Raw genomic sequence first — 14,266 nt, forward strand, 5'->3', positions numbered from 1 at the left:
TCAGCGGTTCGGCCCATCGCCGCCTCGGCGGCTCTGGCCCTTTTGGATTAGCGATCGCCGGGCCGTTTCGCCGGCATTGCCGGTTCAGCGCCACAGCCCGACCGTCAGCGCCTCTTCCCGGCCGCGGATGGCGACGACCTCCCAGCGGTCCGGCCCCTGCATTCCCGCCGTATCGGCCGCCTGCCAGAGCGCCTGCGAGATGGCGACGCTCGCGTCGCGGGCCTTGGCGACCTCCATCAGCCGGCTCGCGACGTTGACGCTGTCGCCGGTGGCGGTGATGTGCTGTTCCTCGTCATGGCCGAGCCGCGACAGCACGACCGGCCCGTAATGCGCCCCGAGCCGGACGCCGCCGAGCTTCGTTTCCGTCGCGGTCTCAAAGATCCAGCGGCGGACCGTCGCGACGACGGCAAGGCTCGCCGCGACGGCGTTTGTCGCGTCGGCATCGGTGCGGTCCGGCAGGCCGAAGACCACCATGGCGCCGTCGCCCATGAAGTTGAGCACCACGCCGCTGCGCGGCACCAGCTCCTCGACGACGAGGGTGTGGAACTCCTTCAGGACGTCGCGGGTGCGCGCGGCGCCGATCCGCTCGCTCATGCCGGTGAAGCCGGCGAGATCGACGAAGAGGATGGCGACCTTGCGGGTTTCCGGAACCATCAGGAAGTCGGGGCTCTCGGCGATCCGCACCGCCAGCGCCCGCGGCTGGAAGCGCCGGAGGGCGGTCTCCGCGGCGGCGAAGATCTCCGCCCGCCGCCGGTCGTGGCGAAGCCTGAGGGCGCTGGCGGCCGCCGCCGGCGGCAGCATCGCCGCGACGGGCAGTGCGGCGGCGAGCCATATGCCTTGCGAGACCGCGAAGACCGTGACGGCGAGCCAGCCGACGAGCGCCGCTGCGGCGACGGCGAGCCCCGTCGCCAGCGGCAGGAGGGCGATCGCGAGGACGGCGCAGGCGGCGAGCAACACCGCCGCCGCGGCGTCGGTCCGCCGCACGGCGGTGTCGCGCGCGAGGCCGGTGCCGTCGAGGAGGTTGGCGGTCCCCGTCGCCAAGACCTCGACCCCCGGCATCTTCGGGTCGAAGGGCGTCGCGAAACTGTCGCCGATCGCCGTTGCCGTGACGCCGAGAAAGACGAGGCGTCCGGCCAGCAGCGGCTCCGGCTCTCCGGCGAGCAGCCGCGCCGCGCCGAAGGTCGGGATGCCGCCCGCCGGCCCGTAGAAGCGCAGCGGCAGGTGCCAGCCGAGATCGAGCCGGCGCCGGACCGCGCCGAGCCGCACGCTCTCGGCCTCGAGGGAGGGCGCGCCGGCTTCGCCGAGCCCGGCGGCGACGAGGACGATCGAGGGCATCGGCCCCTTCGGCGTGAGGACGAGGAGCGGCATCTCGCGCGGCGTTCCGCCGGCATCGGCGGAGACGTTGACCAGCCCGACCCGCGCCGGCGGCGCGAAAGCCGCCTCAGGGGCGAGCACGTCGGCCGCCTGCGGCACGAGGCTGGAGACGTCCTTGTCGAAGCTCGCGGCGGCGGCGATCACCGAGGGCAGCCGGCCCAATGCGGCGCCCAGGGCGGCGTCGCCCTCGCCGCCCGGCCCCGCGAACAGGATGTCGATGGCAAGGCCGCGGGCGCCGCTCCGGCGGATCGTGTCGACGATCCCGGCGACGGCGCGGCGCGGCAGCGGATAGCCCCCGGCGGTCGCCACCGCCGCGTCGTCGATGGCGACGATGGCGACGCCCGGCGGCGGCGGCAGCCGGCCGGCGACCGCAACGCGCCAGTCGAGCGTCGTCGTCTCGATCCGGTCGAGAAGGCTCGCCCGGCCTTCGAGCTGATGACGCGCGAGCCAGCCGCTCCAGACGATCGCGAGAACGAAAAGCGCGCCGGCCGTGGCCCAGCCGAGGCGCCCGCGCCTGTCGCCGAGGCGCCCGGGCCTGTGCCGTGCCGCGGAGGGAGCCGTCACCTGCAAACGCCCGCCAACCGCCGGGTCTTCGCCGCGGCGCTCCGCATTCCCGGCATCGGCGGCCTCCTCTATCGCCCGAAACGGGCGAGCAGCGCGGCGACGCGCGGCTGCGGCCACCGGCGGACGACCAGCGGGGCGCCCTCACCGACGTCCACCCCTTCGCCGGGGCCGAGGAGGACCGACTCCGGCCCGCGGCGCCGTTCGACCTCGACCTGGCCCTTTATGACGAAGACCGAGGTTTCGGCGCCCTGGACGTCGACGACGAAGCGCGTGCCGCGGACCGTCGCGATGGCGTGCGGCGTCAGGACCTGGAAGGAATCGCGCGGCGAGACCTCGATCAGGACGGCGCGGTCGGTCAGGTCGAGGGAGGTCTGCGGCGTCGCGGCGTCGAGGGCCGCGGCCGCCTCCCGCTCGATGACGAGGCCGTTGCCGCAGTCGAGAACCTCGCGCGGCGGATCATCGCGCGTCGCCGCCGTGCATCCCGGCAGCGTCTGGGCATGCGGCGGCCCCGGCGACGGCATGAGCCCGGCCGACAAAAGGAGCACCGCCACCACGCCGCACCGGCCGACGACGCCGGCCCTGCGGCGCCGCAGGCCGAAAAGGACGCCTTTTCCCGCACCGGCCATTGCCTGACCTCCTTCGCTTCGTTTCGCCCGCCCGCGCTGCGGCGGGATCGGGCGTATGCCCGGTCATCTCATCCTCGGCATCTTCGCGATGTGATCGCGATCACGGCACACCTCGCCGCGCCGCCGCCCGGGTGCCGCGATCGCGGCACCCGGGCGGCGGGCAGGCAGGCGGCGGCGACCTCTCGAACATTCCGTGCTTTCACGAATGCTGCAACGCTTTCTTAGCCGGCCGGTGACATCATCCCGCAGCGCCGGCTGCGTGCCCCTTTGTCGCGGCCGGCCGCATGCGCTTGCCGGGCCGCGAAACACAGCTGCGGGAAGCGCCCGACCAGGCGCGAGGCGGATGAACGAGCACAACCCGAACCTTCGATTTTCGCCCGGCGCGATCCGCTCGCAACCGGCCGCAGGCGAGCCGCGGCCAGCATCCGTGGAACTCGGACCGCAGGCCCTGCAGGCACTCTCGCATCTCGACAACGACTTCATCAGCCCGCGCATGCTCTGCGGCCTCTGGCGCCTCGGCGAAGCGGCGGTGATCTTCGCGCTCGGCGTCGTCCTCGGCAAGCCCTGGCAGGCGGATGGCGGCGTCGACGGCCTCGCCGTCGTCGCGACCGCGGCGGCAGGCGCCTTCGTCGCCTCGACGATCCTCGCCTCGGCCCACGCCTACGACCTGCCGATGCTGCGCGCCGCCGGCACGCGGCTGTGGCGCGTCGCCGCCGGCCTCGGCCTTGCGGTCGGCTTCGTCGCCGCCGCGCTCGCCCTCATCGCGCCGAAGGGTGCGCTCGAGGGCTTTCCGCTCGTCACCTGGTATCTCTGCGCGCTCGCCGTCGTGATCGCCGGCCGCCTCGTCCTCGGCCAGAACCTTCGCCGCTGGGCCCGCAACGGGCGCATGGAACGGCGGGCGCTGATCGTCGGCGGCGGCCGCAACGCCGAGACGCTGATCCGCGGGCTCGAGCTCGCGCCCGGCAACGACATCCGCATCTGCGGCATCTTCGACGACCGCGACGACCGGCGCTCGCCGCCGCTCGTCGCCGGCTATCCGAAGCTCGGAACGATTCCCGAACTCGTGGAGTTCGCCCGGCGCACGCGCATCGACATGCTGATCGTGACGCTGCCGCTGTCGGCCGAGGACCGCCTGCTGGCGCTGCTCAGGCAGCTCTGGGTGCTGCCGCTCGACATCCGCCTCGCCGCCCATGCGGGCGAGCTGAAGTTCCGGCCGCGCACCTATTCCTATGTCGGCACGGTGCCGCTGATCGACATCGTCGACCGGCCGCTCGCCGACTGGGACGGCATCGCCAAGCGGATACTCGACGTCGTCGCGGCTTCCGCGGCGATCCTCCTCTTGTCGCCGCTGATGCTCGCCGCGGCCATCGCCGTCCGGCTCGATTCGCCGGGCCCGGTGATCTTCCGGCAGAAGCGGCACGGCTTCAACAACCAGGCCGTCGAGATCTTCAAGTTCCGCTCGCTCTATCAGGAGGCGAGCGACCCCGAGGCGCGGCAGATCGTCACCAAGAACGACAAGCGCGTGACCCGGGTCGGCGCGTTCATCCGCAAGACCTCGATCGACGAGCTGCCGCAGCTCTTCAACGTGCTGCGCGGCGACCTCTCGCTGGTCGGCCCGCGTCCCCACGCGATCCACGCGAAGTCGAGCCGCAACGAGACCTTCACCGAGATCGTCGACGGCTATTTCGGCCGCCACAAGGTCAAGCCCGGCATCACCGGCTGGGCGCAGATCCACGGCTGGCGCGGCGAGATCGACGAGCCGGAAAAGCTCGTCAAGCGCTTCGAATACGACCTCTACTACATCGAGAACTGGTCGCTGCTGCTCGACCTCTACATCCTCGCCATGACCCCGGTCAGCCTGCTGCGGACCGAGGCCGCCTACTGAGGGTCTGACCGGGCCGACGGCCCGGTCCGATACCCGCCCAAAAATGTCCTGACTGTGCCTCGCGTCACTGCGCCGGCATCGCTCTCGGGCTTCCACTCCTCCGACGTCTTCGCAAGAGATCGGCGCCCATCGGCCCCGGCGAAGACGGGGAGGAACGCAGATGTCCACTCACCGCGCCGGCCTGCATCGTTCGTTTCTCCTGGTCTTCCTCCTCGCCCAGCTCGGCGGCTTTCACGGCGAATCGATGAGCGGCACGCGCCGCGCAGTCGAGATCCTCGCCGGCCAGAAGTCGACCAACCTGATCCCGCCGCTGCCGATGATCGTCGCAGCCGAGGGCGGCGGCGTCGAGGCGGCGGACTGAAGCCCCGGCCGGCGACGCTCCACCCGCCGAGCACCTTTTGATGAAATGTCCTTGCTGGGCCGGCCTCAGGCGGCGCGCTGCGCCGCCTCGCTCGTGACCGCGCGATAGGCCTCGCGGATGAGATCCGGCGAGGCGCCCGGGCGATTCGCGCCCTCCGACAGGATCTGCCGCCAGCGCCGCACGCCGGGCCGTCCGGCGAAAAGCCCGGTCATGTGCCGGGTGACGTGGCCGAGCCGGCCGCCCGCAGCGACGTGCCGGGCGGCATAGGCGACCATCGTGTCGATCAGCGCGTCGTGGTCGAAGCCGTCATGCGGCGCGTCGCCGTAGAAGGCCGCGTCGACGCCGGTCAGGATGTCGGGCGTCTGATAGGCGGCACGGCCGAGCATGACCGCGTCGAGACCTGTGGCTTCGGCGGCGGCCAGTGCGAGCGTCTTCAGACCGCCGTTCAGTCCGACGAAGACGGGGCCGAGGCGCGCCTTCAGCCGCCGCACGCGGCCGTAGTCGAGCGGCGGGATCTCGCGGTTCTCCCGCGGACTGAGCCCCTTGAGCCAGGCCTTGCGGGCATGCACCCAGATCCCCGCGACGCCGGCCGCCACCGCGGCGTCGGCGAGGCGGTCGAGCGCCGTCTCGACGTCCTGCTCGTCGACGCCGAGCCGGCATTTCACCGTCACCGGCACCGGCCCCGCGGCCTCGACCATCGCGGCAAGGCAGGCGCCCACCAGGGCGGGATCGCGCATCAGGCAGGCGCCGAAGGTGCCGGACTGGACGCGGTCGGACGGGCAGCCGACATTGAGGTCGATCTCGTCGTAGCCGAAGCCGCGCGCGATCTGCACCGCCCGGTGGAGCTTGTCGGGATCCGAGCCGCCGAGCTGCAGCGCGACGGGGTGCTCCGCCGCATCGAAGCCGAGAAGCCGCTCGGCATCGCCGTGGAGCACCGCCTCGTCGACGATCATCTCGGTGTAGAGCTTCGCCCGCCGCGTCAGCTGGCGGTGGAAGAACCGGCAGTGGCGGTCCGTCCAGTCGATCATCGGCGCAACGGCAAAACGCGACGCCGCGGCAAAGCCGGCAGCGTCGCGGGCGCCAACCGCCATCGTCGGCGCAGTCGCGATTTTTGGCGCGCGGGTCCCCCCGCCTTCGGTCAAAACCATCCTTCGTCCAGTCGCTGGCCCGTGCTCTCGGAGCCGTAGCACCGCGATGCCGGGCGGCGCGGGGGCCGACGACGGCGGTCCACGGGCGAAAATTGCGGCATCCCCAGGCCGTGAGGCCGCGCCTGCGGCGACGGCGCATTCCTCTGGTGCTTTCGTCGCAAAACGGCTAGAGGTTCCGCGTCGACAGTTCAAGCCTTGCCGCCCGCCTCCGACGCGTCGGCGCGGCGGTTCGGCCGTCGGCGGGCCTGTAGCTCAATGGTTAGAGCCGGCGGCTCATAACCGCTTGGTTGGGGGTTCGAGTCCCTCCGGGCCTACCACCCGCCCATTTCGACATAGCGGGCCGGTCGCCTTGGCAACGAGTATCGAAACGAATCGCTAGCGGATTTGATCACGCTAAAGAGCGGGCCCATTACAACCGGGCGAGCCCTTCATGATGTCGGACGTCGTCCTCGATTTGATTCACGAAATCCTCGATCTGACCTTCATCAAAAACCCTGTTGTCGAAAGGCACCTGACGAAGGATCTCGACGGCATTATGGTAGGCGGGCATTAGTGAAGAGTTCAATGGCCCGCCGACAATGAAATGCACCTGGACATCTTCGGTCGTGCCGACTTTCACCGCTGAGAGATGCCCCAGCCACCGGCGCGCCTTATCCTTGATATTGTCCGCGTCGGACAAGTCGAAGGATAGGGGCTCGTAGACGTGCCATCGCCCGTTCTTCCAGGCGTGGCGGAATTCTACAGCGTCAGTTTTACCTTGGATGCGCTTAGGTTCAAGTTCAAGGTCTACGCCGTGCTCCTTGAGCTTCGCCACGACGGGACGCCATACATCGTCATCGCTTCGTCGGCGATCCGATGCGCGGTCGTATTTAGACACAAATCGCTGATACAGTTGATCGAATGTCTGCTGCGGGTCATCCGTCAGGCCGGCGCCGACTTGGGACCATTGCAATGAACTATCGTCAAGAGGCAACGCAATCCGCGCGTAGTCGCTCGCGGTCTTTCTGTCTTTAAAAAGACCCTCATTCTTCACGCTTCGCTGGACGCTTTTCATCCCTCGGTCGATGGCATCGATAGCGCCCTTGTAAGCGTCGCTGTCCAAGTCCGGGAAAACGCTCTTGATGCGGCCGAAGGTCTTCCGAGATTTCGTCAGGATGACGGAACGATCGGGAACCACCATGACCAGACCGACATTCACAAACTCGCCTGTCAGAACATCGTGAATATAGCGAAGAACGACATAGCTGTACGGCTCCTTCGCGGTCATGTCAGTATCCTCCCCAGTTCCTCGACACACGCATCAATGTTGTCTCTGGCCTCCGCGATCAATTTCAGCGCAGCATCGATGTCGGCGCGGGCTGCGGCCCACTCCGGTGGGATTGCAGCTTCATACTCTTGCAGGCGCGCATCCGACAAGGCTGTCCATCGCGCTTTGATCTCGCTGAAATCGAACGGCTTGCCCTTCAATTCATGAACGAAAATATGCCTTCCGGGCGTTTCAAATTCAGCCATGCCGCCCAAGACCCAAGGCGCTCGCCAGAACAGGATGAGCCGATGCGCAAAGGCAAGTTCGTGGTCAATGATCCGTAGATCGGTGCCCCTGACAAGGCAGTTGGGGTTTTCTGTCCGTCTATCCAGGTTCTGGATGATGGCGTCGAACAGCAGAATGCCAACGGCTAACGGCTTCATGAGGTCAGACAGGCGCTGTCCGCTGCTCCAGACAGAAAAACCTGTTGAACGGGTCGAACCGAATGCTACCTTGCAACTACGACGTAGCTTGTCGGCCACCTGCGCGTCGCTAACGACTGGTATGATCTCGCGCGGAATTTCCACCAGCCAAGGCTTGGGCACCGGAAGCCCCAAATCGGCCGCTAGGCAGGCGGCAACCGCTTCCCGCGCGAGGTTCACCACATTCTGTTCGCACCCTGCCGAGAGTTTGACGAAGACTTCGACCTCTTCGCTGCTATCTGTTTCGCATGCTGACAGAATCGGGCCCGTACGTCCCTGAATAGCAACCCTGTCAATCCGCGTCAGGATGGCGCGGGAAATCATGCAGCGGTCATCTTTCTGCGGAAGATTTCTTGAAGCAGGATGGTAATCGCCCTTTGCGAGATCGAATGTCAAAGCGGCCAGTCTGGTTCAACTCGTTCCCACACAAATTCTCTGGCGATCTAATGAGTCTCCGCGATATTGGTGACAATACCATCCAATTTCGGCGTTCGCAAAGTCTATTCTCAAACAACATGCGCCAGGCGCCAAGCGCCCCACCGAAGCGTCAGGCGACCCGCATCGAGGCCGGCTGGTCCGGCCGTTGTGATGCCAGCCGCGTGCCGGTCTCGGGGTCGAAGAGGTGGACATGCGCCGGGCTGCCCTTCACCGCCAGCCGGTCGCCGACCTTGGCGCGGCTGTCGCGCGGCAGTTCGATCGTGATCGTCCTGTCGTCGCCGATGTCGAGATAGCCGAAGGTCTGGCCGCCGAGACGCTCGACGACGCCGAGCGTGCCGGAAAACCACGATTCCTCCGCCGCGCAGGCGGTCAGATCCTCGGGCCGGACGCCGAAGGAGACCCGGTCGCCAGGCCCCGCCGCCTCATCGACCGCGACCGTCACCCGGCCCGCCGGCAGCGCCAGATTAAGGCAACCGGCGCTTCTTTCGACGACGTCGCAGTCGACGACGTTCATCGTCGGGCTGCCGATGAAGCGGGCGACGAACAGCGTCGCGGGGGAATGATAGAGTTCCAGCGGCGCGCCGACCTGTTCGACATTGCCGCCGTTCATCACCACGATCCGGTCGGCCAGCGTCATCGCCTCCACCTGGTCGTGCGTGACGTAGACGGTCGTCGCCCCGATCCGCCGGTGCAGCTTGGCGATCTCCAGCCGCATCTCGACGCGCAGCGCCGCGTCGAGATTCGACAAGGGCTCGTCGAAGAGGAAGGCGTCTGGATTGCGGACGATCGCCCGGCCCATGGCGACGCGCTGGCGCTGGCCGCCCGACAACTGGCCCGGCCGCCTGTCGAGATAGGGTTCGAGCTTCAGTACCGATGCCGCCTCGCCGACGCGGGCGTCGATCTCGCGCTGCGCGGCGTTGCGCATCTTCAGCCCGAAGCCCATGTTCTCGGCAACGCTCATATGCGGATAGAGCGCGTAGTCCTGGAACACCATCGCGACGTTGCGCTCGGCCGGCGGCAGGTGCCCGACCGGCCGGTCGCCGATCAGCACCTCGCCGTCGCTGATCTCCTCCAGCCCCGCCAGCATCCGCAGCAGCGTGGACTTGCCGCAGCCGGACGGGCCGACGAGAACGACGAACTCGCCGGATTCGATAAAGAGCGAGATCGAGCGGATCACGGTGACGTTGCCGTAGTCCTTGCGAATGTCGCGCAATTCGATGGCCGCCATCGGCTCCTCCCGCTTTCCTCCCGCAGCGCCGGCTTGACGCTTCCACCATTATCAATAATGATAACGATATCGATTGCAAGAAGGTCGTGATCCTTGCCGACAGCCGCTGCCCGTCCCGCAACACCACCGACAGGTCCGACGACGCTGCGCCGTCCCGCGCGGCGGGCGGCCTCGGGCAAGTCGACGGCGGCCTTCGCGGCGCTGAAGCGCGACATCATGCTCGGCACCCTCGCCCCCGGCCAGAGCCTCGTCGAGCTCGAACTCGCCGAACGCTTCGCCTGCAGCCAGGGGACGATCCGCGAGGCACTGCTGCAGCTGCAGGACGAAGGGCTGGTGCTGCGCCACGGCTATCGCGGCACGAAGGTCTCCGAATGCACCGAGGACGAGGCGGTCGAGCTGTTCCGCATCCGCCAGTCGATCGAGTGCCGCGCCATCGCGCGGACCATGCAGCGGCCGGGCGCGGCGCTGGTCGCAGATCTCGAGGAGATGGTCGCGGCGATGATCGCCGCGGCGAAGGCCGAGGACGAGCTCGAACTCGCCTCGATCGACCGCGACTTCCACCAGCGTCTTTTCCTCGAAGCGCGGCTGGCGGCGCTCGAGCCGATCCTGCGCCGCTGCCTCGTCCACAATCACCGCTACAAGATCTCGCGCTCCGAAGGCCCGCGCGATCTCGTCCAGACGGCGCGCCGGCACGAGCCGATCGTCGCGGCGATCCGGGCCGGCGACACGGCGGCCGCGCGGTCCGCCCTGTTCCATCATATCGCAACGATCGTCGACTTCGGCCCCACCGTTTTCCCGGGATCGCCGGAATGAGGGGGGCATCCGACTTTTCGGCCGAGCTGTCGCCGGACATGGCCGCGCTGATGCAGCGGGTGGCGCGCGAGGAGGGGCCGCAGCTTGACCCGACGACGCTGCCGGCCAAGGAGGGGCGCGCCCTCGCCGCCGCCGGCAACCGCCGCTGGAACGTCGACCTGCCGGAGATGGCGGCGTCGAGGGATCTGACCGTGCCGGCGGATCCGGGCCTCGGCACGCCGGCGATCCGTTGCCGGCTGCACGTGCCGCCCGGCGCGCGCCGGGGGCTCGTCGTCTTCGTCCATGGCGGCGGGTTTTCGTTCTGCAGTCCGGAGACGCACGAGCGCTGCGCGCGGGTCATCGCCTCTGAGGCGGGCCTCGCCGTGCTCCTTCCGGACTACCGCCTCGCGCCCGAACATCCCTATCCCGCCGGACTCACCGACGTCGTGGCGACGCTGCGCGCCCTGCCGGCGCTGGCTCGCAGGGACGGGCTCGCGCCCGCGCCGCTGTTCCTTGCAGGCGATTCCGCCGGGGCCAATCTCGCCCTCGCCTCGCTCGTCCACGAGATGCGCGCCGGCCGGCCGGTCGAGGCAGCGGGCGCTCTCCTCTTTTACGGCAATTACGACGCCGACTTCGAAAACCCCTCCTTCCGCTTCTTTGCCGAAGGTCCGGGACTGACGCGGGCGAAGATGCAGCGCTACTGGCGCTTCTATGTCGGGGGCCGCGACATGCGCGGCGATGCTCTCGCCTGCCCGGTCTTTGCGACGGACAAAGAGCTTGCCGCCCTGCCACCGCTCCACCTCGTTGCCGCCGGCGTCGACCCGCTGCTCGGCGACACGCTGGCCCTTCAGGCGCGGCTCGCCGAGGCGGGGCGGGACGAGCGGGCGACGGTCGTGCCGGGCGTCGTCCACGGTTTCCTGCAGATGACGCACGACCTGCCGGCGGCATGCGAGGTGCTCGCGCGCGCCGGAAGGTTCTTGCGCGACCACAGCCGATCGATCGACAACAGGGAGGAAGATTGATGTCGAGACTGAGACTGAAACTCGCCACGGCCGCCGTGGCCCTCGTCGCCGGCCTGGGCCTCGGCCGGGCCGAGGCCGAGACCGTCCGCTTCTGGTACCACTTCGACAATCCGGAAAATCCCATGTCGGGGCTCGTCGAAAAGTTCGAGAAGCAGAATCCGGACATCACGGTCGAGGCCGACAACGTTCCCTGGAACAGCTATTACGACAATCTCTACACCGCGATCATCGGCGGCAACGCCCCGGACGCGGCGATGGTCAAGCTGTTCGCCCAGCCGCGCCTCGTCGAAATGGGCGCGCTCGAGCCGATCGGCGACCGCATCGACGCCTGGGACGGCAAGAAGGAACTCCTCGACAACCTGCTCGAACTGAATGCCGGGCCGGAGGGCAAGCAGTATTATCTGCCGATCCAGTACGTCGTCCTCTACCTCTACTACCGGGCGGACCTCTTCAAGGAGGCCGGCCTCGAGCCGCCCAAGACGTGCGACGAATTCCGCGAGGACGCCAAGAAGCTCACCAAGGCGCCCGACCGCTACGGCTTCGGCTTTCGCGGCGGCAAGGGCGGCTGGGACCAGTGGGGCAGCTTCGTCCTGTCGCGCGGCGCCAAGCTCGAACCCGGCGGGCTGACGACGCCGGAGGCGATCAAGGCCAACCAGTGGCTGGTCGACATGTTCCAGAAGGACAAGTCGATCCCGCCCTCGGCGCCGAACGACGGCTTCCAGGAGATCATCGGGGCCTTCAAGTCCGGCAAGACGGCGATGACCATCCACCACATCGGTTCGTCCAACGACCTCGTCGCGGCGCTCGGCGACAAGGTCTCGGCGGTGCCGGTGCCGAAATGCGACGGCAATGCCTGGACGTCCTACGGCGACGAGTCGCTGGCGATCTTCTCGGCCTCCGAAAACAAGGACGCGGCCTGGAAATGGATCTCCTTCCTCGCCGAGCCGGAGAACAACGTCGCCTTCGTCAAGGCGACCGGACAGATGCCGGTGACGAAGACCGGCTCCAAGACCTATGACGGCCATCCCAAGCGCTTCGTGACGGCGACGGTCGATTCCCTGCCCTTCGCCCATGTCCTGCCGCAGACCTCCGCGACCTCGGACTTCGTCAACACCGAGTGGCAGACGGCCATGCAGCAGGCGCTGACCGGCCAGATCACGCCCGAGGCGATGATGGAGAAGCTCCAGGGCCTCTTCACCGAGTGACGCACGCCGGCCCGGGGGCGCCAGCCGCGCTCCCGGCCGCGATCCGGCGGGGCCCGGGACGGGCCCTGTCCCCTCCGTCCGGCACATCACGGGACCCGTCATGTCCAGCATCGACGACGTCATGGCGCTCGAGGCGCCGCGCCCTCGCCGGCGACGACGCTTCCGGCGCAGCGGCCTCCTGCCCTATGCGCTGCTGACGCCGGCCGTCGTCGTCGTCCTCGTCATCGTCTTCGCGCCGATGGTCGAGGCGCTGGTGACGAGCTTCTACGACTACGTCCTGTTCCGGCCGAACGCGGCGAAGTTCGTCGGCTTCGGCAACTTCGCCACCCTCTTCGACGATCCGGTGTTCTGGACGTCGCTGTGGCAGACGGCGCTGTGGATCGGCCTCACCGTGCCGCTGCAGATGGGCCTCGGCCTCGTCGCAGCGCTGCTCCTGAACCGCGAATTCGCCTGGCGCGGCCTCGCCCGGGCGCTGGTGATCATTCCCTGGGCGCTGCCGAGCGTCGTCATCGCCCTGATGTGGCGCTGGATCTACGATCCGAACATCGGCATCCTCAATGATCTCCTGCTGCGCCTCGACATCGTCCGCGCCTCGATCCCCTGGCTCGCCGATCCCGACGTCGCGCTCTATGCCGTCATCGCGACGCTGACCTGGCAGGGCTTTCCGTTCTTCGCGGTGATGATCCTCGCCGGCCTGCAGGGCATTCCGAAGAGCCAGTACGAGGCGGCGGCGATCGACGGCGCCAGCGCCTGGCGGCAGTTCCGCCACATCACCCTGCCCGGCATCGCGCCGATCCTGGCGACGGCGGGGCTGCTGCGCACCATCTGGGTGGCCAATTCGATCGACGTGATCTTCGTCATGACCGGTGGCGGCCCCGGCTATTCCACCTACACCCTGCCGCTCTTCGCCTTCGTCAAGGCGCGGCAGAATCTCGACTTCGGCTACGGCTCGGCGATCGCCGTCACCTTCACGGTGATCCTCGGGGCGATCGTCGCGGTGTGTATCGCGAGGACCATGCGGGAGGTCGAACGATGAGACGCGACGGCTTCTTGAAGCGGCTCGCGACCACCCACATCCCGGTCGCGCTTGTCGTCCTCCTCGCCATCGGGCCGTTCGCCTGGATGATCCTGACGTCGCTGACGCCCTCCGATGCGATCGTCGCGAGGGGCGTCTCCTTCTCCCCAGCGGGATGGGCGCCCGACAACTACGTGCGGCTCCTCGCCCATACCGACTTTCTCGGCAATATGGGCCACAGCCTGATCGTCGCGCTCGGCACGGTCGCGCTCGGCCTCGTCGTGTCGGTTACCGCCGCCTACGCCTTTTCGCGCTTCCGCTTCTTCGGGCGCCGCGTCCTGATGCTGCAATTCCTCCTGGTCAACATGTTCCCGGTGGTGCTCCTGATCCTGCCGCTGTTCACGCTGATGCGGCGCCTCGGCCTCCTCGACACCCATCTCGCGCTGATCATCGCCAACGCCACCGTCGCCATTCCCTTCGCGGTCTGGATGCTGACGAGCTATGTCGGGGCCATCCCGAAGAGCCTCGACGAGGCGGCGATGATCGACGGCTGCTCGCGGCTTTCGGCGCTGAGGCGCGTCGTGCTGCCGCTGGCACTGCCCGGCATCATCTCGACCGGCATCTACATCTTCATCACCTCGTGGAACGAATATCTCTACGCCCTGACCCTCGGCGGCCGGCACGTGCGCACCGTCACCGTCGCGATCCAGACGCTGATCGGCGAGTACCAGATCGAATGGGGCCTCCTCGCCGCCGGCGGTGTCGTCGGCGCCCTGCCCGTCACCATCCTTTTCCTCCTCGTCCAGCGGCGCCTCGTCGGCGGCCTGACCCAGGGCGCCGTCAAGGGATGACGGCGCGTCTCTCCTTCTCCAGCGGACAA

Annotated in this window: 13 protein-coding genes and 1 tRNA gene; 8 read left to right on the forward strand and 6 right to left on the reverse strand. The window is 68.3% G+C overall.

Annotation, left to right across the window (positions count from 1 at the left end; all coding sequences use genetic code 11):
* Positions 1 to 84: 84 nt before the first annotated feature.
* Both J1C47_RS00735 and J1C47_RS00740 read right to left on the reverse strand, forming a co-directional pair.
* Positions 85 to 1,938, reverse strand: a complete 1,854-nt coding sequence (locus J1C47_RS00735; protein ID WP_207348799.1) for a CHASE2 domain-containing protein — start codon at positions 1,936 to 1,938, stop codon at positions 85 to 87.
* Positions 1,939 to 2,006: 68 nt separating this feature from the next.
* Positions 2,007 to 2,564 (reverse strand): FecR domain-containing protein, encoded by a 558-nt coding sequence (locus tag J1C47_RS00740; protein ID WP_207348800.1) that lies wholly within the window; start codon positions 2,562 to 2,564, stop codon positions 2,007 to 2,009.
* A gap of 343 nt (positions 2,565 to 2,907) precedes the next feature.
* On the opposite strand from J1C47_RS00740, the gene J1C47_RS00745 reads away from it, so the two are divergent.
* Together J1C47_RS00745 and J1C47_RS00750 are read left to right on the forward strand one after the other, a co-directional pair.
* Positions 2,908 to 4,449 (forward strand): undecaprenyl-phosphate glucose phosphotransferase, encoded by a 1,542-nt coding sequence (locus tag J1C47_RS00745; RefSeq protein WP_207348801.1) that lies wholly within the window; start codon positions 2,908 to 2,910, stop codon positions 4,447 to 4,449.
* A gap of 160 nt (positions 4,450 to 4,609) precedes the next feature.
* Positions 4,610 to 4,810, forward strand: coding sequence for a hypothetical protein (locus J1C47_RS00750; protein ID WP_207348802.1), 201 nt, complete (start codon positions 4,610 to 4,612; stop codon positions 4,808 to 4,810).
* Between the two features lie 65 nt (positions 4,811 to 4,875).
* Here the strand turns inward: J1C47_RS00750 and dusA are convergent, their stop codons facing one another.
* Positions 4,876 to 5,901 (reverse strand): tRNA dihydrouridine(20/20a) synthase DusA, encoded by a 1,026-nt coding sequence (dusA, locus tag J1C47_RS00755; protein ID WP_207348803.1) that lies wholly within the window; start codon positions 5,899 to 5,901, stop codon positions 4,876 to 4,878.
* A gap of 298 nt (positions 5,902 to 6,199) precedes the next feature.
* Here dusA and J1C47_RS00760 point away from each other — a divergent pair.
* Positions 6,200 to 6,275 (forward strand) — tRNA-Ile (locus tag J1C47_RS00760).
* Positions 6,276 to 6,367: 92 nt separating this feature from the next.
* Here J1C47_RS00760 and J1C47_RS00765 read toward each other — a convergent pair.
* From J1C47_RS00765 to J1C47_RS00775, 3 genes are all read right to left on the reverse strand, one after another.
* Complete coding sequence (locus J1C47_RS00765; RefSeq protein WP_207348804.1) at positions 6,368 to 7,225, reverse strand: DUF3037 domain-containing protein; 858 nt, start codon at positions 7,223 to 7,225, stop codon at positions 6,368 to 6,370.
* Positions 7,222 to 8,082: a HipA family kinase gene (locus J1C47_RS00770; RefSeq protein ID WP_207348805.1), complete on the reverse strand. Its 861-nt coding sequence runs from the start codon at positions 8,080 to 8,082 to the stop codon at positions 7,222 to 7,224. Before J1C47_RS00770 ends, J1C47_RS00765 begins: the two co-directional genes overlap by 4 nt.
* Positions 8,083 to 8,233: 151 nt before the next feature.
* Complete coding sequence (locus tag J1C47_RS00775; protein WP_207348806.1) at positions 8,234 to 9,352, reverse strand: ABC transporter ATP-binding protein; 1,119 nt, start codon at positions 9,350 to 9,352, stop codon at positions 8,234 to 8,236.
* A gap of 93 nt (positions 9,353 to 9,445) precedes the next feature.
* On the opposite strand from J1C47_RS00775, the gene J1C47_RS00780 reads away from it, so the two are divergent.
* From J1C47_RS00780 to J1C47_RS00800, 5 genes are all read left to right on the forward strand, one after another.
* On the forward strand, positions 9,446 to 10,165 hold the full coding sequence (locus J1C47_RS00780; RefSeq protein WP_245396282.1) for a GntR family transcriptional regulator: 720 nt from the start codon (positions 9,446 to 9,448) through the stop codon (positions 10,163 to 10,165).
* Positions 10,162 to 11,166: an alpha/beta hydrolase gene (locus J1C47_RS00785; protein WP_207348807.1), complete on the forward strand. Its 1,005-nt coding sequence runs from the start codon at positions 10,162 to 10,164 to the stop codon at positions 11,164 to 11,166. Before J1C47_RS00780 ends, J1C47_RS00785 begins: the two co-directional genes overlap by 4 nt.
* On the forward strand, positions 11,166 to 12,371 hold the full coding sequence (locus tag J1C47_RS00790) for an ABC transporter substrate-binding protein (RefSeq protein WP_207348808.1): 1,206 nt from the start codon (positions 11,166 to 11,168) through the stop codon (positions 12,369 to 12,371). The genes J1C47_RS00785 and J1C47_RS00790 overlap by 1 nt, the downstream gene beginning before the upstream one ends.
* 121 nt (positions 12,372 to 12,492) lie before the next feature.
* Positions 12,493 to 13,407 carry a carbohydrate ABC transporter permease gene (locus J1C47_RS00795; protein ID WP_342591910.1) on the forward strand — a complete coding sequence of 305 codons (915 nt, stop codon included), beginning with the start codon at positions 12,493 to 12,495 and terminating at the stop codon, positions 13,405 to 13,407.
* Positions 13,404 to 14,237 carry a carbohydrate ABC transporter permease gene (locus tag J1C47_RS00800; protein ID WP_207348810.1) on the forward strand — a complete coding sequence of 278 codons (834 nt, stop codon included), beginning with the start codon at positions 13,404 to 13,406 and terminating at the stop codon, positions 14,235 to 14,237. The genes J1C47_RS00795 and J1C47_RS00800 overlap by 4 nt, the downstream gene beginning before the upstream one ends.
* Positions 14,238 to 14,266: the final 29 nt, after the last annotated feature.

Source organism: Jiella sonneratiae, from assembly GCF_017353515.1.
In the GTDB taxonomy this organism is placed as follows: Bacteria; Pseudomonadota; Alphaproteobacteria; order Rhizobiales; family Rhizobiaceae; genus Jiella; species Jiella sonneratiae.